Origin of the sequence: Paenibacillus aquistagni, assembly GCF_900177815.1 — a bacterium.
In the GTDB taxonomy this organism is placed as follows: Bacteria; Bacillota; Bacilli; order Paenibacillales; family Paenibacillaceae; genus Paenibacillus_B; species Paenibacillus_B aquistagni.
The window spans coordinates 1583255-1601268 of sequence record NZ_FXAZ01000001.1 but is presented as its reverse complement, the minus strand read 5'-3'; the positions used below and the strand labels follow the sequence as shown (position 1 = coordinate 1601268).

The following is an 18014-nucleotide window of genomic DNA, read 5'->3' as shown; positions in this document are numbered from 1 at the left end:
AACGGAGGTAATCAGCTTGGATAAGGCAAAAGTCATCTCAGCGTATCGAAAAGGGCTTCTGTCTCTTCAGGAATGTGCACAGATTTTGGGGCTTGAACTATGTCCGATGGAGCGCTGTGTAGAGGAGTGGAGATATGATCGCGAGTTTAGACAGCAGTACGAGTGGTCTTATGCAAAACTTTTGTCCTCGGTCCAGTCAGAGCATGAGTTCATCGTGTCTGCGAGAGGCCGCTTTGACAATTAACAAACGCTCGTTCTAGCTCAGAACTTCGTTCTTTATCGTGCTACTTCATGATAAAACACGTCCCAAAGCATCATTGCATGCGATGGCGGCGTGTTTTTGCTTTCTTGTCAAACGTTAACTGCTATACTATAATGAGCAAAAGAGTTTTGGAAATTTAGCCATTTACAGCGGCAAAGTAATAGGGGGAGTTACTGTGAGTTTGCGATACTTAACAGCTGGAGAGACACATGGTCCTCAATTGACTGCCATTATCGAAGGCATGCCAAGCAACTTGACCATTGACTTTGAAGAATTGAATTTCCAATTGCACCGCCGCCAAAAAGGCTACGGACGCGGACGGCGCATGCAAATTGAAAAGGATACAGCGCAAATTGTAGGCGGTGTACGCCACGGTCGCACAACGGGAGCGCCGATTGCGCTTGTCGTCGAGAATAATGACTGGACACATTGGACGAAGATTATGAACGTAGAGCCAATGGAAGGGACGGATGAGGAGAAGCGCCGAGTTCATCGCCCGCGTCCAGGACATGCCGACCTTAACGGCGGTCTGAAGTATAATTTGAAGGATCTGCGCAATGTTCTTGAGCGTTCGAGCGCTCGTGAGACTGCTGCCCGCGTTGCTGTCGGTGCGATCGCGAGACAGTTTTTGCAGGCGTTTGGCATTAAGGTTGCTGGCCAAGTGATTCGCATCGGCGAGATCGAGGCTCCACCGCATCAGCTTGGCATTGATGAGCTGATTGAACGTACCGAAGCATCCTCCGTTCGGGTTGTCGATAAGGACACGGAAGCTCGCATGGAAGCTTATATTGATCAGATCAAAGCAGAAGGAGACTCTATCGGCGGAATCGTGGAGTGCATCATTGAAGGCGTGCCCGTTGGTTTGGGCACTTATGTACAATATGACCGTAAACTGGATGGACGGATTGCACAAGCGGTGATGTCGATTAATGCCTTTAAAGGGGTGGAGATCGGCATTGGCTTTGAAGCAGGCAAGCTCCGCGGCTCTCAAGTGCATGATGAGATTGAGTATAATGAAGGAACGGGTTATACTCGCGCCTCGAATCGCCTTGGCGGCTTCGAGGGAGGCACAACCAATGGCATGCCGATCGTGGTTCGCGGTGTGATGAAGCCTATACCGACGCTGTACAAGCCGCTCCGCAGCGTAGACATTGATACGCGTGAGGCCTTTACAGCTCAAGTAGAGAGATCGGATGCGTGCGCCGTGCCTGCAGCAAGTGTTGTCATGGAGCACGTTGTTGCCTGGGAAGTGGCCAGAGCCTTTCTTGAGAAGTTTGGCGGCGATTCCATGGAAGAAATTCAAGCTAACCTAAATCACTACCTTGAACAAATCTCTCAATACTAGGTGAGCGCTATGCATATAAATGAGCAATTGCAAGCAGCGGAGCTGCGCGTAGAGCTTGGAGACCGAAGCTATCCGATCTGGATTGGCTCCAAGCTGGTTGAACGTCTTGGGGAGCTTTGTCTTAGCAAGCAGCTGTCCACGAAAAGTCCGATGATGATCATTACGGATACACATGTAGAAGCACTGCATCTTAGCACAGCCAAACAATCGCTTGAAGCTGCTGGATATCGTGTTGCTGTGCATGTTGTGCCAGCAGGAGAGAGCTCCAAGTCGCTTTCTCATCTGGAGGCTTGCATAACGACAGCGCTAGAAGCAGGACTAGATCGCAAATCTGCGGTTGTTGCGCTTGGCGGGGGCGTTGTCGGGGATTTAGCTGGCTTTGTCGCGGCTTCGTATATGAGAGGTGTGCGCTTTATTCAGGTACCGACCACGATACTGGCTCATGACAGCAGTGTTGGCGGCAAGGTTGCGGTCAACCATCCGCTTGCCAAAAATATTATTGGCGCCTTCTATCAACCCGAGATGGTCGTCTATGATACAAGCACGCTCTTAACCCTCCCATTGCGGGAGGTGAGAGCAGGCCTTGCGGAGATGCTTAAGCATGGACTGATCTGGGATCAGCGCTTTGCAGATTGGTGTCTTGAGCATGCAGATGAACTGCTGTCTCTTCGGGAAGAAGTGCTTCAATATGGCCTTTATGCTGGTTGCGCGGTGAAAGCTCAGGTTGTATCCAAGGATGAGCGGGAGCAGGATCTGCGCGCCATTCTTAATCTCGGACATACGATAGGTCATGCATTAGAAGCCGTAGGGCAATACGGCGAGCTGCTGCATGGCGAAGCGATATCGATTGGCATGATCGGTTCAGCGATGCTGGCAGAACGGCTAGGCGAAGCAGCGGATATCCTCCCGTACACGCGTCGGATGATCGAAGCCTTTGGACTTCCTACCCAGATACCAGCTTCCTACGATACAGAGGATATCATGTCAGCCATGATGCATGACAAAAAATTTAGCGAGGGCGAGATGGTCTTCGTAGTTCCTACAGCAATAGGGAAGGTTGAGATACGGCGCGATGTGCCGGTCGCACTCGTGCGTGAGATCGTAGACGAGCTGAAAGGAGGAGCACGAGGATGATGCTTGTTAGAGGAGTACGTGGAGCTACAACGGTCACAGCTAATGATCGTGAAGAGATTCTCCAAGCGACAACAGAGCTCTTGCATCAAATTGTAGAGCAAAATGGCATTGAGCCTGAATTCATCGCCAGCATATGGATTACCGTAACAGAGGATATTGATGCGGTCTTCCCGGCAGTGGCCGTTCGTTCCCTTCCAGGATGGGAGCTTGTACCGATTATGTGTTCGGTTGAAATGCCGGTTCCCGGCAGTCTGCCGCTGTGCGTACGCATTATGCTTCATGTGAATACAACAAAAGGTCAAGCCGACATTCAACATGTCTATTTGAATGAAGCCGCGAAGCTAAGGCCTGATCTGGTCAATCGGAAGACGGTTTAATCGCATAATACAGCTTCAGCCCTGCTTCGTCTTGCGTGGATAATGAGGCTTTGGATTCATTCAAATTGCGGATTGACGATCAAACTTGATATGGTGTATAGTGGCATTAGCAGAGTTGAGCAGAGTTTTAGATGAGTTGAGTAGAGCAGAGTTGAGTTAACGGAATAATTACGCAGGCAGCAGAAGCCGATTCGCGGGATAGCTGTATTCATTTGAATACGAATCTCTTATTTGAATCATACCTACTTTCTGCTTGCTATTGCGATCTACTCATATCGTGTGAAATGAAGCCTCTACTTTGGTAGAGGCTTTTTTTATTACCCTCTGCTTCATTTTTCTCACCAGACGGTTGAGAGAGAAGGAGTGAAGATCATGTATCCGTCAATGGAGCAAGTGATGGAACTAGCAAAAGAATACAACGTGATTCCCATCTCACGTGTGATGCTCGCAGATATGGAAACTCCGATTCGCGTGTATCAGTGCTTCAAGCAGGAACGCTATGCATTTTTGCTGGAGAGCGCTGAGAACGGAACAACGTGGGGCAGATATTCTTACATCGGCATGGCTCCATTCCTTATCCTAAGGGGGAAGAATGGGGTGCTATTTCTACAAGAAGGAGATCAGCAGCAGACTCTGGATGAGGATCTAACCAGCGCCCTGCGTCAGCTGCTGCAGGCATATCGCAGTCCTGCGCTGCCAGAGCTGCCGCCTTTAACCGCGGGAGTGGCAGGGTATTTGGGATACGATCTGGTTCAGCAATTGGCAAGCTCGCCAAGACACACCCTGGATGATCTGAATATTAGCGATCTTCAGCTCATGTTTTGTGATCAATTGATTGTGTTCGATCATCTGCATCAAGAGATGCGAATGATCGTGAATATTCATCTTCCTGAAGGTGTCACTGACGAAGAGCTTCAAGCAAGCTATGAAGCTGCGAGCAAGCGGCTTCTTCAATTGGAACGAACCATCATCGCTGGAATGAACCACTTGAAGCAGAAACGCTCGATACACCGATTGGAACGGCAACAGGGCGCATCTATTGACGATCAGGATAATACACAAGCAGCACTAACCGTAAAGATCAAACAAGCGCAAGAGAGCATTGCTCAAGGCGAGATAACCAAGGTTGTGGTCTCGCAGCGCTTGGAATGCTCCACTAAAGTGCATCCGTTAGATGCCTATCGAATGCTGCGTAGATCCAAACCATCCGCCTATATGTATCTATTGAAGCTGGCAGATGAGACGATTATGGGTTCTTCCGAAGCCTCCTTCATGAAGCCTAGTTCTGATGCTGCAGGCTTGCATGGGGCCACAGGATACGCCAAGACAGACCAGAAAAAGGACTTTATCGCTGATTTGTCCACCCATTTTCCGAGTGAAGAGGCGATTGGCAATCCTAAGGCAGCTGCGCTGAATATGATCTCACAGCTTGAGCATCATGCTAGAGGAATGTATGGAGGAGCTGTTGGTTATATAAGCTTTAGCAATAAGCCAGACTTTTGTACCGTTCAGAACAATATCGTGTTCAAATATGGCAAGGCATATGTTCAAGCTGGTCTGCAAATAAACACTGACGATGCCCCGGAAGCGAAAGCCCAGCAGTTGATGGATGCTGCAAGATCGCTGCTTCACATCGTACACACTGCTGAGCAGATGTTTGGAATGAAGGCAAAAGAGAGTTGTGTTCATGCGCCAAGAAGTTTCCCACTCCAACGATTCTCTCAAGTCAATCAAGATTATTTTATGGTGCTGGAATCACCTATGGACAATATGGAGAGGGGGATCTTGGGATGAATCAAGATACACGTATTCGAGAAGCGCTCTCGCGCGTCGTGATGGGAGAACACTTAGCGAGAGCAGAAGCACGGCAAGTGATGGAAGACATTATGGATGGCCATGCAACGTCCGCCCAGATCGGGGCTATTTTAGCAGCGCTTCGCTTAAACCGTGAAACGGTAGAAGAAATCACAGGGTTTGCCGAAGCGATGAGAAGCAAATGCAATCTGGTTCAGACCAATCGAGAACAATTGCTCGATACGTGCGGCACAGGAGGGTCTGGCATTCACAAGTTTAATATCTCTACATTATCTGCGATTATCGCCTCCTCGGTATCGGTTCGCGTTGCCAAGCACGGCAACCGCTCAGCATCGAGTAAAGCAGGAAGCGCCGATGTGCTTGAGGCGCTTGGCGTCAACATTCACCTTACGAGCGAGCAGGCGGCGAAATGCTTGGATGAGATCGGAATCTGCTTTATGTTCGCGCAGGTGTACCATCCTGCGATGAAGCATGCGGCCGCACCGAGAAGAGAGCTCGGTGTTCGCACAATTTTTAATATGCTGGGACCATTAACGAATCCTGCGGGAGCGGATCGGCAGCTTCTTGGCATCTATGACCACTCTCGCACGGAGACGGTTGCTGCTGTATTAAGGGAGTTGGGATTGAAGCGGGCGATGGTTGTATCTAGCGAGGATGGGCTTGATGAGATCAGCTTGTCCGCACCCACGCGAGTAAGCGAGCTGCGGCATGGTGAAGTTACGACCTATGAGTTGACTCCGGAGGATATTGGGCTTCGAACGCAGCCGCTGACGGAAGTGCTGGGAGGTGACGCTACCTTGAATGCCTCGCTGATGCATCGTGTGCTTCAAGGTGAGCGCGGAGCGATTCGAGACATTGTACTCGCCAACACAGCAGCTTGTATCTATGTAGCTGGGCAAGCTGACAGCATTCGAGAGGGCGTGCGAATAGCCGCGGATGCGATCGACTCAGGCAAGGCACAAAGCAAGCTGGAGCAATGGATTGAAACGTCAGGGGGACTTAGCCATGTTTCTTGATCGCATAGTGAAGACGAAGCAAGAAGAGGTACGCCAGCTGCGAAGCGTGTTTGATCGGAAGGAAGCGGAAGAGATCATCGCAAAGCTTCCGCCCTGCACGAGCTTCAAAGCTGCATTGACAAGTGAGAAGCATCGTGAGGTCGGGCTGATTGCAGAAGTGAAGAAGGCCTCGCCCTCCAAGGGGCTAATCCGGACAGATTTTGATCCGATAAGCATAGCCCAATGCTATGAGCAAGCTGGAGCCGACGCTTTGTCTGTACTAACCGATGTTCAATATTTTCAAGGCGGCGTGGACATTTTCAAGCAAGTTAGGCATGCCGTTAACCTTCCGCTGCTTCGCAAGGAGTTCATCATCAGCGAAGAGCAGATTATTGAAGCCAGATTAATCGGGGCAGATGCAGTGCTGCTGATCGCGGCTATTCTGACTGATCGAGAGCTGCAGCAATTCATTCACTTGGCATCAAGCACAGGAATGGAAGTGTTAATCGAGGTTCATGATGAAGAGGAGCTTGATCGTGTACAGCAGCTGGATGGTGTTGAACTGCTCGGGATTAACAATCGCAATCTAAAAACATTCGAGACCGATATTGAGCAGACGTATCGACTGCTGTCCAACATTACTCGCAAGGTTGTAACGGTTAGTGAAAGTGGAATTCATCTTCCTTCCCATATGACACGGCTTGCTGAGGAGGGTGTCGATGCGGTATTGATCGGAGAACATTTTATGAGACAGCCAAATGTTACAGAAGGCGTCCTTGACCTTATGGGCGGCCTGAAGGTGAATGAAGCGACAACGATTGCAACCAGCGATAAATGAGGGATCGAGCAATGAAGGTGAAGATTTGCGGAATCACTACAACTGGCATTGCGAGCCAAGTGGCGGTATTAAAACCAGATTATATGGGCTTTGTATTTACGAAAAGCAAACGTCAGATTGATCCGCTAGGAGCGGCTCGTATTATTGAAAGTCTTCAAGCAGAGCCCTGCGGCTCATCCGTACAATATGTCGGCGTATTTGGGTGCACGAGTGAGCAGGAACTCAGTGATGTGTTGAAGCAGGTGCCGCTTCATGCTGTGCAATTTCATCTACCGGAGGACGTCACTTGGATTCCTACTGTAAGAGAACGCTACGGCGTGGATATTTGGGTAACGGTACCCATTGCACAATCAGTGGAACATCTATCGTCAGATGGGGCTATTAGCGAGAAGCTGCAAGCTGGAGCCTTGGCAAAAGTAAATCACATCAAACATGCAATAAGCGGTCTTTTGCTGGATACGCATGACCCCGTGCATGGAGGGGGAAGCGGCAAGTCCTTCCGCTGGGAGCTGATTCCCCTAATAGCAGAGCAGATAAGAGAAATGGATGTGCCACTTTATGCTGCTGGCGGATTGACCGCTGACAACGTTGCTTCATTGCTTCAATATCCTGTGGATGGAGTAGATGTATCAAGCGGTGTAGAGACCAAAGGCGTAAAAGATATCGAAAAAGTGAAACAATTCATCGAAAGGGTGAGAAGCCATGACCAATCCAGTACTAACTTATCCATATCCTGATACAGCAGGACGCTACGGCTCCTTTGGAGGACGATTCGTTCCAGAGACACTCATGAACGCGCTCATGGAGCTTGAGGAGGCCTATAAGAAGCATACGGCTGACCCAGAGTTCCAAGCAGAGCTTATTCATCTGCTCAAACATTATTCAGGACGGCCAACAGCACTCTATTATGCTGAAAGACTAAGCAAACAGCTTGGTGGAGCAAAGATATACTTGAAGCGCGAAGATCTTAACCATACGGGTGCTCATAAGATCAACAACACGATTGGCCAAGCATTGTTGGCCAAACGGATGGGCAAAACCAAAATTATCGCAGAGACAGGCGCGGGTCAGCATGGCGTGGCCTCAGCGACGGTTGCAGCATTGCTCGGCATGGAGTGCAAGGTGTTTATGGGCGAAGAAGATATGAAGCGCCAGGAACTCAATGTATTTCGCATGCGTCTGCTTGGAGCAGAAGTAGTTCCAGTAACGTCAGGTACGCGTACTTTAAAGGATGCAGGCAATGAGACGCTTCGCTACTGGGTTGCAAATGTTGAAGATACCTTTTACATTTTGGGCTCTGTCGTAGGACCTCATCCATATCCGATGATTGTCCGCGATTTCCAGCGCATTATAGGAGACGAAACGAGAAAGCAAATCTTGGAGGCGGAAGGCCGTCTTCCAGATGTCTGTATCGCTGCAGTAGGCGGTGGCAGCAACTCGATGGGCATGTTCTACCCGTTCATACTTGATGAAGAGGTGCGTTTAATCGGGGCTGAGGCGGCTGGCAGAGGCATCGATACAAAAGAGCATGCGGCAACGATGACCTTGGGCAGACCAGGTGTATTCCAAGGTTCCCTTAGCTATCTGCTGCAGGATGAATACGGGCAAGTTCAACCTGCTCATTCCATCTCAGCTGGATTGGATTATCCTGGGGTTGGGCCTGAGCATTCGCACTTGAAGGATGTGAAGCGAGCAGAATATGTGTCTGTTACGGATGCGGAAGCTCTTGAAGCTCTCCAACTGCTCTGCCGCACAGAGGGCATACTGCCGGCGCTTGAATCTTCTCATGCACTGGCTCACTGCGTGAAGGTAGCGCCTGAGCTGGATCCGGAGAATATTATTGTCGTATGCTTATCCGGCAGAGGAGATAAAGATGTAGGTACCATTATGCAAGCACTGGAAGGAGTGGAGCAGCAATGAGCGTGAATCGTATTGATACAACGTTTGCATCTCTTCGTGAGCGCGGAGAAACAGCGATGATTCCTTTTATCACAGTAGGCGATCCATCTAAGGAGATTACCCTTGAACTGCTCTTGGAGCTGGAAAAGGCGGGCGCAGATCTGATAGAGCTCGGCATACCCTATTCTGATCCGCTAGCCGATGGTCCGGTTATCGAGCGAGCTTCAGGACGAGCGTTGAAGCATCAGATTACCGTTGAAGACGGAATGAAGCTTGCTAAACAAGCACGCCTTGCGGGCGCTCAGATTCCTTATGTTTTGTTTACGTACTTTAATCCTGTGCTTCAATATGGGCTAGAGCGATTCTTCGAAGCAATGGCGGCACATGAGGTTAGCGGCGTGATCATTCCGGATCTTCCTATTGAAGAAAGTGATCCGATTAGAGTAATCGCAGATCGACACGGCATCCATCTTGTTCCGCTTGTTGCTCCAACATCAAAGGAGCGGGTAGCAAAAATTGTTGAGCAGGGAAGAGGCTTTATCTATTGTGTATCCACACTAGGGGTCACAGGGATGAGAGACAGCTTCGACGAGCGGGTGGATCGCTTCCTTGATGAAGTAAGAGGCTCGACAGCGCTGCCGATTGCCGTTGGCTTTGGGATCTCCAAGCCCGAGCATGTTGAGCGATTCCGACCTCACTGTGATGGCGTTATTGTAGGCAGTGCGATCGTCCGCAAGGTCGAAGAATGCATACCGCTGCTGCAAGATCCGAGCACAGCTCAAGATGGGGTCTTGCAAATTTCACAATTTGTGCGACAATTGAAATCATAATTTGGTAAACTCTTACCTTTAGAGGAAATATGGAAAGGGTGGTTGTCGTGCAACCAAAACGTTCAGTAGTCGATCTTCCCGTATATCAGCCCGGCATGTCTATCGCGGACGTGAAGCGCGTATACGGACTTGATCAAGTGATTAAGCTTGCATCGAACGAGAATCCATATGGGTCCTCATCCAAAGTCAAGCAGGCGATGCTTGCTGAGGCAGAGCAGTTGAATTTGTATCCTGATGGTGCTGCAATTGATCTTACTTCAGCTGTGGCCAAGCATTATCAGGTTGAACCGAATCAGATCATATTCGGAGCGGGTTCTGATGATGTCATTTTGATGATTTGCCGCGCTTATCTGGTTTCAGGTGATGAAACGATTATGGCGGATCAGACCTTCCCTCAGTATAAGCATAATGTGGAGATTGAAGGGGCAATCAGCATTGAAGTGCCAATGAAGGACGGCACGCATGATCTAGAGGCCATGCTTCAAGCGGTAACCGAGAAGACCAAGATTGTATGGATTTGTAATCCTAATAATCCAACGGGTACCATCGTAAGCCATCAGGAGATTGTGTCCTTTATGGAGCGCATTCCAAGCCAGGTTTTGGTTGTACTTGATGAAGCGTATTGCGAATATGTAACGGATCAGGAATACCCGGATGTATTCAAGCTTCTTCCTGCCTATAACAACTTAATTACGCTTCGCACGTTCTCGAAGATTTATGGGTTGGCGTCACTGCGTATTGGATATGGCATTGGTGCCCCTGAAGTGATTCACACTATCAATCAGGTGCGCGAGCCATTTAATACGACACGCATGTCCCAAGCAGCTGCGATTGCAGCAATTGAGGATCAGGACTTTGTCCAAACGTGCAAGGTGAAGAATGCGGAGGGCATCGTTTATTTGCAACAAGCATTCGAGCGGCTCCATATCCAGAGCTTCCCTGCACATGGCAATTTCATTATGTTCGATGTGAAGATGCCAGCGAAGGAAATGTTCGAGCTATTGCTGCATGAAGGTTATATCACAAGAGCCGGGCATAAACTATATCCGAACCACCTGCGTGTGACAGTTGGGACCAAAGAAGAGAACGAAGGGCTCATTGCAGCGATTGAGCGAATTCTAGAGAAGACTAAGGTGACATCATGAGCATGAACATTGCCATTCTGGGCGTGGGACTGATTGGTGGGTCTCTCGCCCTTTGTTTTAAGGGAAAGCCCGGCATTACAGTGGTTGGATACTCTCCAAATGAAGCATCTACAATTAAGTATGTCGCGCGTGGCGTTGTAGACAAGGCCACAACCTCACTGGAAGAGGCCGTAATTGATGCGGATGTAATATTTGTATGCTCCCCGGTAGGGCTTCTGGATAACGTATTATCAGAACTTCGTGCTTTACCGCTTAGACGCGGTTGTGTAATTACTGATGTTGGAAGCACCAAAGCGTCGGTAACGAGGAAGGCAAGAGAGCTTGCTTGGGAAGGCATTCACTTTATTGGTGGACACCCGATGGCTGGGTCGGAGCGCTCTGGCGTTGAGGCGGCCTCTACATTGCTGTTTGAGAATGCTTATTATGTGCTGACACCCGAAAATGACGTGGATGAAGAGGCGTATGAGCGCCTCGTTCAGCTGCTTCAATATACGAGAGCGCACATCATTCGATTGGATCCCGTGGAGCATGACCGAGTAGTAGGAGCAATCAGCCATCTGCCTCATATCGTCGCATCCGCACTTGTTAATCAAGTCAAGAAATACAATGACGACAATGATATGTATGTTCATCTTGCTGCTGGCGGCTTTCGCGATATTACGCGAATTGCCTCCAGCGATCCTGTCATCTGGTCGGATATCCTGCTGAACAATCGCGAGGTTGTGCTGGAGTTGCTTGCGGATTGGAAGCATTCTGTAGAGAACTGGATGGAGACATTGGAGAAGGAGGATGGGGAGCGGATTCGAGAAGCATTTAAGGAATCAGGCGATTTTCGCAGTCGTATGCCAGAACGCCGCAAGGGCGTGCTTCACTCCTTGTATGATCTTCACATTGAAGTACCGGATACGCCAGGTATTATCGGGAAGATTGCCACCCTTCTAGGGAACCATCAATTGAATCTTAGCAATTTGCAAATCATTGAGAGCCGCGAAGATGTACCAGGCGTGCTTCGTTTATCTTTCCGTCAAGAGAAGGATTGGGAGCAATCTAATGAGCTGCTAACTGCTATGGGTTATAATGTGTTTGTATAAGCAAGTATTTGGAGGCTTCCTATGGGAAGCCTCTATCACTTTATTGGGGAATATCGAACGAAACGGAAAAATTTGAAAAATGAAGAAAAAAGTTAGTAGAAGTTATTGACAGTTTGAAAACGTATACATTATAATAGCAGTACAGTATGGTTTCTCTCCACTCCTATCCAAATTGTACACATAGATGTGTGCAACCGCCTACATTGCGTAGGCGGTTTTTTTTTGGTTATGTTCAATACTTTTTGTAGGTTGATTTATTAGGTAGAGCCTCTCGGTACAACCCCCTCATTTGAAGTTGTAAGTACGGGGAAAGTGGAATTCCAAGTCTTCTTGTTATCGTTTAATTTCTTTTAGGCATTTATCATAACGTGCTTATGCCTAATCATTTGCTTTAAACTTGTATACTCTATGCTTTATGAATACCATTAGAGCGGCTTATTATGCCGCTCTAAACTAAAGTGATGATCTTTGTTAGATGAAGAACGGCAATAGAAATAAAGCGGCTATTGTTGAAAAGGGGATACGGCGCCTAAAGAAACGGCGGCGGGGAAAAAATCCAGGCTGAAAACCAAATTGCCTGTATGAAGCGCGTTCGGCAGATTGCCCTTGCATTTGCTCCATCATCTCATCCGTGGGAACGGCAAGGATGACATGATCTTGATCGACTTCGGCAATAAAACCGTCGTAGGATTTACCATCGTTGGTTTTGATGCCAACATATTTGTTCATACAACACCAACACAACTGTCGAAGGTAGTTCTGGTCCATTTCCAACCTCCCAGGGTATTGTAACTACAACAACAGTCTATTACTGCAAATTCTTGTCGATCACGGCGAAAGTCTATATGAACAAAGATGGGGAAACCGTCCTTGTGTGGGGAGCGATAATGTTTTGGATGATTACGGTTGTACATGGAGTAAGCTTTGCTCAAACAAATCAATAATTTCAAGAAAGCGTTCAGCTTCGCGAAATACATGATCAGCTAGCAAAGGATGAATAATACTTTTGATTTTGCAGGCTTCAATCAAATCTCTAGCGGTTTTTTTGAAATCACGAAGGGAGGCTACTGACACACGATTCTGATCTAAAAATTGATCAAGTAAGGGTTGTGTTAAGGATTGAGGCCGCATGGAGTCTAAATCTCTTGCTTGAAATAACAGCTGGTCAAAGTCGTGACTGAAGTTGCGAGCTTGCTCAACGAGCTGTCTTTCCGATGGATCAAGTAGGTGGCCAATAAACTTAGCATGATCAGCCATGATTCGCAGAAAGAACACATTTTCATTAATAATTGCATCAGGAAGAGGATCTAATTGTCCGCTATTTAATTGTTCCAAACGTGTTCTGAAGTAATTTGCTTCTCTGCTTGTATGATCAATGAGCAAGGGGAAGTTATTTGCACCAGGCATTTGACATGTCAGCACGAGTCCTAATATTTTGCGTTTAAATGCCCATATATGTACTGCAGCATTATGCACTTCCGTGTTAAAACGTACGATTTGTTGGGGATCTGCATCTAAGGTAAAGTCATGTGATTTCCTTTCAAGTTGATCAAACAGCGCGTAAAACTGGTTTGCTTCATTAATGAGCTGTGTATCCTCGCATCTAAATCCGAGTTTTAGAAATAGGGAGTGTTCCTTCATAATCCGTGACCAGAAGCGAATTTCATCTAAAGATCGTGACACAAAAATATTGGACAAACCATCTCACCTCCAGCATGAGTAGCAATCATTCAAAAACTTTGTATAAGTTATTCCAGCTGATGAATGCATATTCCGATAAAAAGCAGCAGCTCAGTTACTTATGTGATTATCCATTGTCGCATGTTGAAAGAACAGATAGAGAAGTGATATTGGATCTAAAGAAGATGATTATGAATCAGAGATGTATAGGAAACGGATAGGTCTTGAGCAATCAGATGTCCTATTAATTTGTTAAGTAATCTCTGTTCTTTTCTCTACATTGATACTAGGATAACCTAGACAATATTAAAAAGGCAGTTCACTATCGGATTGCCATTTGTCCTTGATTTGTCATAAATGCATAAGGTAAAGGGATTGAAAAGAACATGAAGATTCAGTAGCATAGGGAATTGGTATCGTAAGGAAGAAAAGTTAAATGGAAGCCATTTTGGATGTAACATATGTCCTCGTCGGTGCGTTAATTATTGTGTATGATTGCTTTTTGCCAAACACAGCCGTGTATTCGATTACACGGTTGTTAGACCCAATGCATGATGCAGAATAGGCGTTCTAGATCATCGGTCTGCAACGTATGATGGATAGGACGTTTATCCAACAATCCCAATTCTTAAGAAAAATTAAGGTCCATGAAAAGATGCATGTGATAAAATAACATTATCCCTTATTGTCTGACAAAGTTATGCATCAATTGTCAGGTTCATGCTTTTTTATACGAATTTCAACCTTATAAAAAGCAATCCGATCCGCAACTTTTTACCCTCTTATGAAGTATACACGTTAAGGTAGCGTATCGGGAACGAAATGGAAAGCTTAGGAGGATTGCAATCCATGACGGATTCCCATATTATTCGCGAGATTAAGGAAGGCAATATAGATCTTTACGCGGAATTAATGACCCGCTATCAACGCAAGGTCTTATCATTTATTCATCACATGTTGAAGAATACCCAGCTGGAATTATTGGCTGAAGATTTATGTGCAGATACATTTTATAAGGCGTTCCGAAGTTTACATACGTTCCGTGAAGCGGAAGCTTCATTCTCTACGTGGCTTTACACGATTGCCCGGAATACCGTTCTAAGCGAGCTGAGAAAGCAGCGCAGCATTCAAGTATCGCTTGATGAGGATTACAGCATTGTTCCGGAAGCGCCGAGTGAAGTTGTGCCTGAGAATGCGTTACTTAGAAACGAAAAGGTTCACCTTGTGCGCCAAGCGATCAACAATCTCCCAGAGAAGCAGAGATCGGCTCTCATTCTCCGAGAATACGATCAATTGGACTATCAAGAGATCGCGCAGCAGCTTGGACAGACCGTAAGCTCAGTGAAATCACTGCTGTTCCGAGCGCGTGCTAGCATCAAGGTGCAGCTGGAAGGATATGTATCGGAGCCCGGATTGAAGGGATGACGGTAGGATGGAGTGTGCGGAAGCGCTCGAGTGGTTACCGGAATATGCTGGTATGCCTGCTGACGATCCGCAACGTCTAGCGATTGAGGAACATTTGCTGGAATGCGAAGCTTGTGCGGAGCAGTACCGAATATGGGCGGCAAGTGAAGAATGGGACGAATCGCTGATTGACTGGGAGGATGAAGAGGAGAACGAGTTGGAAGTGTCCTCCTCATTCCGACCCGAGCTTGTCATGGAGCGAATTTATAACGAAAGTGGCTGGCTGATGCCTGTGCAGCGTCGAGGCTACCGGATGAGTCCGCTGCTTCGCAATAAGCTGGCTGGCATTATTGCATTTTGTGTGTCCATCTTTATATGCAGTATCGTTGTGCTTGCGGTTCGAGCTGATCAAGAGATTCCTAGTATTCCCACTACAGGGCTTGTTCCAACCGCGATTGCAGGAGAGACGAGTCCGAATGCGATTCAGATTGAACTGCCGGGAGCAGGTACAAGCGAACCATTCTTGCTGCATGTGGCACCTACCATACCTGGGTATTGGATCGCACTATCGCTTATCGGCATTATTGCTACTCTATTGCTTGTCAATTGGCTGACTCGAGTCCGAAGTTAGCATTCGATAAGGATAGAGTGCGCTTGTAGACAAAGGTGAGCAGACTATATGCAGTAGGAGAACAAGATGAAGCATCAACGAATTGGTTTGGTTCGACATGGATTAACAGATTGGAACGCGGCAGGGCGCATTCAAGGTCAGACGGACATCCCGCTGAATAATCGAGGTCGGGAACAGGCACTGCTGCTTGCACATCGTCTTAAAGACGAGGATTATAATTTTGATCTTGTCATTTCTAGCGGCTTGAAGCGAGCGGAAGAGACAGCAACAATTATTGCTGCTGAGCTGGGACTACCGCTGCTCGAACCTCATGAAGGCTTGTTAGAACGAGCATTTGGCGTTGTTGAAGGAACCACGGCAGCAGAACGAGAGGAAAAGTGGGGAGCGGATTGGCGTTCCCAGGCGCTTGGCCAAGAGAGTGATGCAGAGCTTAGAGAACGAGCAGCGGCAGCCTTAGAGCAGATTGCCGAGCGCACACGGGATCAGAATGTACTGATTGTATCTCATGGAAGCTGGCTTGCACAGCTGTTTATCTCCTTATTTGGCGAAGAATGCAGTGGTCATATCGGGAATTTGTCCTTTACCGTCATCGAACGATCCGACGCTGGCTGGAAGCCGCTATTATTCAACTGTTCAGCACATGTAGAATCATAAATGGAAGATATCAATCCATTCGAAGCGTGCCCTATTATAGGGCGCGCTTTTTTTGGTTTTCATAGAATAATTAAAAGTTTTCCAGTCCACTCGTATAAATGAAACGAAAATTCCAATAATGGATACTGTACAACATGATATGGCTCGCCATCGAGTAGAGTGGGGGTGAACAATGAACTTGGCGGATATGCTGAGCTATGCGGATATTCAACAGCTAGCACGAATTGCTCAGCAATATGAGTGCGAATGCAATATAAACTCCAAGCATGAATTGATTCAATCGATTCTATTAGAGCTTGGCAGAAAAGAATTGTTTGAGCAGCATGTGAGCAAGATGTCGATTGAAGAAACACGCTTTTTGAATTCGCTCCTGTTCGACCAGCAAGGCTTCTTCAGCATCGAAGAGTTGATTGCGCGTGTACAGCAAGCTCGATTTGATTCTGACCCGAATTCGAGTCAGGTGTTTAACCCTAGGGATACAATCCTTAAATTCAAGCACAGTGGTTGGTTGTTTAATGGATGCACGCAGCAGACGAAGTATTTGCTGCATATTCCCTCAGATTTGAAGCTTAGGTTCAGAGATGTTCTTCACCAGCGATTCAAAGAGCAATTGCATGTGGTCCCTAGTCCAGAGGCCTACCGAGACGAAGATGGGCGCTTAGGAGAAGATATTATCTTCTTGCTTCGCTATATCGATCAAGAGATGGTCCAATTAAGCAGCGAAGGGGTTATGTACAAGCGTTCGCAGCAGCAGCTGCTGGAGCAGCTCGCTGTTCGAGAGCCGGTAATTGCCAAGGGGGAATGGAGATTTGGTTATGGAAGGAGATTTCATAACTATCCGGATCGACTCTCTCTTATTTATGACTATGCCTTTTATCGGGGCTGGATCGAAGAAGGCAATGGCTGTCTGAACTTAACGGCGGCCGGAGAAGAACGCCTTACACAAGGTGCGGCATATGAAGCGCTTCAACCCGTGTATCGCTTTTGGCTCAAGCTCTACAAGAACGCGATTCCGAATCTGTTGTCGCTTGTCCACTGGATACAGCGCTGCACAGAGAAATGGACCACGACAGAATCGCTGCAGCAAACCTTAGTTCCATATGTCAGGCCATTTTATTATGATACGCCAGAATCCATTCTTGGACAGCGTATTCTTAAGATGATGATTCACCTAGGATTGCTTCGTTACGGAGAAGATCCTGAATATGGAGCTTCTGTGCTGATTACGAAGCGTGGTCAAACATTGATTCAGGACATCTATGTTCCACATGAAGAGAAGATCTCGCTTGTCGTTGACAAGCCGTAACCTGCTTGCTAAGATGAGACCAACTTTTTCCTGCTCTGTTATGCGCAGCATGTGCGACATAATCGGAACAGGGAGGCTGGAGGGTTGCGGATGTTTATACCATATCAAGGAAAGAAACCAATAATCGCTTCCTCTGCTTATATCGCAGCAGGAGCGAAGATCATCGGAGAGGTTACTATCGGTCAAGAGTCGACTGTATGGTTTAACGCGGTACTCCGTGGTGACCTGGCACCTATTCATATTGCCGATCGCGTCAACATTCAAGATGGTGTGATAGGGCATGTCAATACGAATCAGCCTCTAATCATAGAAGATCACGTGTCTGTGGGACACGGCGCTATCGTACATGGCTGCCGCATAGGCAAAGGTACATTGATCGGCATGGGGGCTATTGTACTGAACGGGGCAGACATCGGTGAATATGCTTTAATAGGGGCAGGTTCGGTAGTAACCGAAAACACGAAGATACCGGCCTATACCCTTTCTTTAGGCACACCTGCTCGTGTTGTTCGCGAGCTGACAGAAGAGGATTTACTACGGATGAAGCGTACAACGGATAGTTATGTGTTGAAGGGAAAGGAATATAGGATCTCTTAATCGTTAAGGTT

At 47.4% G+C, this 18014-nt stretch carries 19 protein-coding genes; 17 read left to right on the top strand and 2 right to left on the bottom strand.

Annotation, left to right across the window (positions count from 1 at the left end):
• Nucleotides 1–16 precede the first annotated feature (16 nt).
• The 12 genes from B9Y93_RS07495 (at nt 17) to B9Y93_RS07440 (ending at nt 11731) form a co-directional block, all read left to right on the top strand.
• Complete coding sequence (locus tag B9Y93_RS07495; protein WP_139829145.1) at nt 17–244, top strand: hypothetical protein; 228 nt, start codon at nt 17–19, stop codon at nt 242–244.
• 193 nt (nt 245–437) lie between these two features.
• Entirely contained in the window at nt 438–1607 is a 1170-nt protein-coding gene (gene aroC / locus B9Y93_RS07490; protein WP_085493669.1) for a chorismate synthase, read from the top strand.
• Between the two features lie 9 nt (nt 1608–1616).
• Entirely contained in the window at nt 1617–2741 is a 1125-nt protein-coding gene (aroB, locus tag B9Y93_RS07485; RefSeq protein ID WP_085493668.1) for a 3-dehydroquinate synthase, read from the top strand.
• Nucleotides 2741–3118: a chorismate mutase gene (gene aroH, locus B9Y93_RS07480; protein ID WP_085494012.1), complete on the top strand. Its 378-nt coding sequence runs from the start codon at nt 2741–2743 to the stop codon at nt 3116–3118. Before aroB ends, aroH begins: the two co-directional genes overlap by 1 nt.
• 372 nt (nt 3119–3490) lie before the next feature.
• Nucleotides 3491–4912: a chorismate-binding protein gene (locus B9Y93_RS07475; protein ID WP_085493667.1), complete on the top strand. Its 1422-nt coding sequence runs from the start codon at nt 3491–3493 to the stop codon at nt 4910–4912.
• Nucleotides 4909–5949, top strand: a complete 1041-nt coding sequence (gene trpD / locus B9Y93_RS07470) for an anthranilate phosphoribosyltransferase (protein WP_085493666.1) — start codon at nt 4909–4911, stop codon at nt 5947–5949. The genes B9Y93_RS07475 and trpD overlap by 4 nt, the downstream gene beginning before the upstream one ends.
• Complete coding sequence (gene trpC / locus B9Y93_RS07465) at nt 5939–6766, top strand: indole-3-glycerol phosphate synthase TrpC (RefSeq protein ID WP_085493665.1); 828 nt, start codon at nt 5939–5941, stop codon at nt 6764–6766. Before trpD ends, trpC begins: the two co-directional genes overlap by 11 nt.
• An 11-nt stretch (nt 6767–6777) precedes the next feature.
• The gene (locus tag B9Y93_RS07460) at nt 6778–7503 is read left to right on the top strand and encodes a phosphoribosylanthranilate isomerase (protein ID WP_176228868.1); all 726 of its coding nucleotides are present in this window, start codon (nt 6778–6780) and stop codon (nt 7501–7503) included.
• The gene (trpB, locus tag B9Y93_RS07455; RefSeq protein ID WP_085493663.1) at nt 7469–8686 is read left to right on the top strand and encodes a tryptophan synthase subunit beta; all 1218 of its coding nucleotides are present in this window, start codon (nt 7469–7471) and stop codon (nt 8684–8686) included. The genes B9Y93_RS07460 and trpB overlap by 35 nt, the downstream gene beginning before the upstream one ends.
• A gap of 2 nt (nt 8687–8688) precedes the next feature.
• Entirely contained in the window at nt 8689–9495 is an 807-nt protein-coding gene (gene trpA / locus B9Y93_RS07450) for a tryptophan synthase subunit alpha (RefSeq protein WP_085494011.1), read from the top strand.
• A gap of 47 nt (nt 9496–9542) precedes the next feature.
• The gene (gene hisC / locus B9Y93_RS07445; protein WP_085494010.1) at nt 9543–10640 is read left to right on the top strand and encodes a histidinol-phosphate transaminase; all 1098 of its coding nucleotides are present in this window, start codon (nt 9543–9545) and stop codon (nt 10638–10640) included.
• A gap of 2 nt (nt 10641–10642) precedes the next feature.
• The gene (locus B9Y93_RS07440) at nt 10643–11731 is read left to right on the top strand and encodes a prephenate dehydrogenase (protein WP_085493662.1); all 1089 of its coding nucleotides are present in this window, start codon (nt 10643–10645) and stop codon (nt 11729–11731) included.
• A 471-nt stretch (nt 11732–12202) separates the two neighbouring features.
• Here the strand turns inward: B9Y93_RS07440 and B9Y93_RS07435 are convergent, their stop codons facing one another.
• Entirely contained in the window at nt 12203–12499 is a 297-nt protein-coding gene (locus tag B9Y93_RS07435) for a phosphatidylinositol kinase (RefSeq protein WP_085493661.1), read from the bottom strand.
• A gap of 132 nt (nt 12500–12631) precedes the next feature.
• Nucleotides 12632–13429, bottom strand: a complete 798-nt coding sequence (locus B9Y93_RS07430) for a DUF2935 domain-containing protein (RefSeq protein ID WP_085493660.1) — start codon at nt 13427–13429, stop codon at nt 12632–12634.
• Between the two features lie 831 nt (nt 13430–14260).
• Here B9Y93_RS07430 and B9Y93_RS07425 point away from each other — a divergent pair.
• The 5 genes from B9Y93_RS07425 to B9Y93_RS07405 all read left to right on the top strand — a co-directional run bounded on the left by B9Y93_RS07425 (nt 14261) and on the right by B9Y93_RS07405 (nt 18003).
• Entirely contained in the window at nt 14261–14836 is a 576-nt protein-coding gene (locus tag B9Y93_RS07425) for an RNA polymerase sigma factor (RefSeq protein WP_085493659.1), read from the top strand.
• A 7-nt stretch (nt 14837–14843) separates the two neighbouring features.
• Nucleotides 14844–15446 (top strand): zf-HC2 domain-containing protein, encoded by a 603-nt coding sequence (locus tag B9Y93_RS07420; RefSeq protein WP_085493658.1) that lies wholly within the window; start codon nt 14844–14846, stop codon nt 15444–15446.
• 66 nt (nt 15447–15512) lie between these two features.
• On the top strand, nt 15513–16100 hold the full coding sequence (locus B9Y93_RS07415) for a histidine phosphatase family protein (protein WP_085493657.1): 588 nt from the start codon (nt 15513–15515) through the stop codon (nt 16098–16100).
• A 172-nt stretch (nt 16101–16272) separates the two neighbouring features.
• Nucleotides 16273–17406: a hypothetical protein gene (locus B9Y93_RS07410; protein WP_085493656.1), complete on the top strand. Its 1134-nt coding sequence runs from the start codon at nt 16273–16275 to the stop codon at nt 17404–17406.
• A gap of 90 nt (nt 17407–17496) precedes the next feature.
• Nucleotides 17497–18003, top strand: coding sequence for a gamma carbonic anhydrase family protein (locus B9Y93_RS07405; RefSeq protein WP_085493655.1), 507 nt, complete (start codon nt 17497–17499; stop codon nt 18001–18003).
• The last annotated feature ends 11 nt before the right edge of the window (nt 18004–18014 follow it).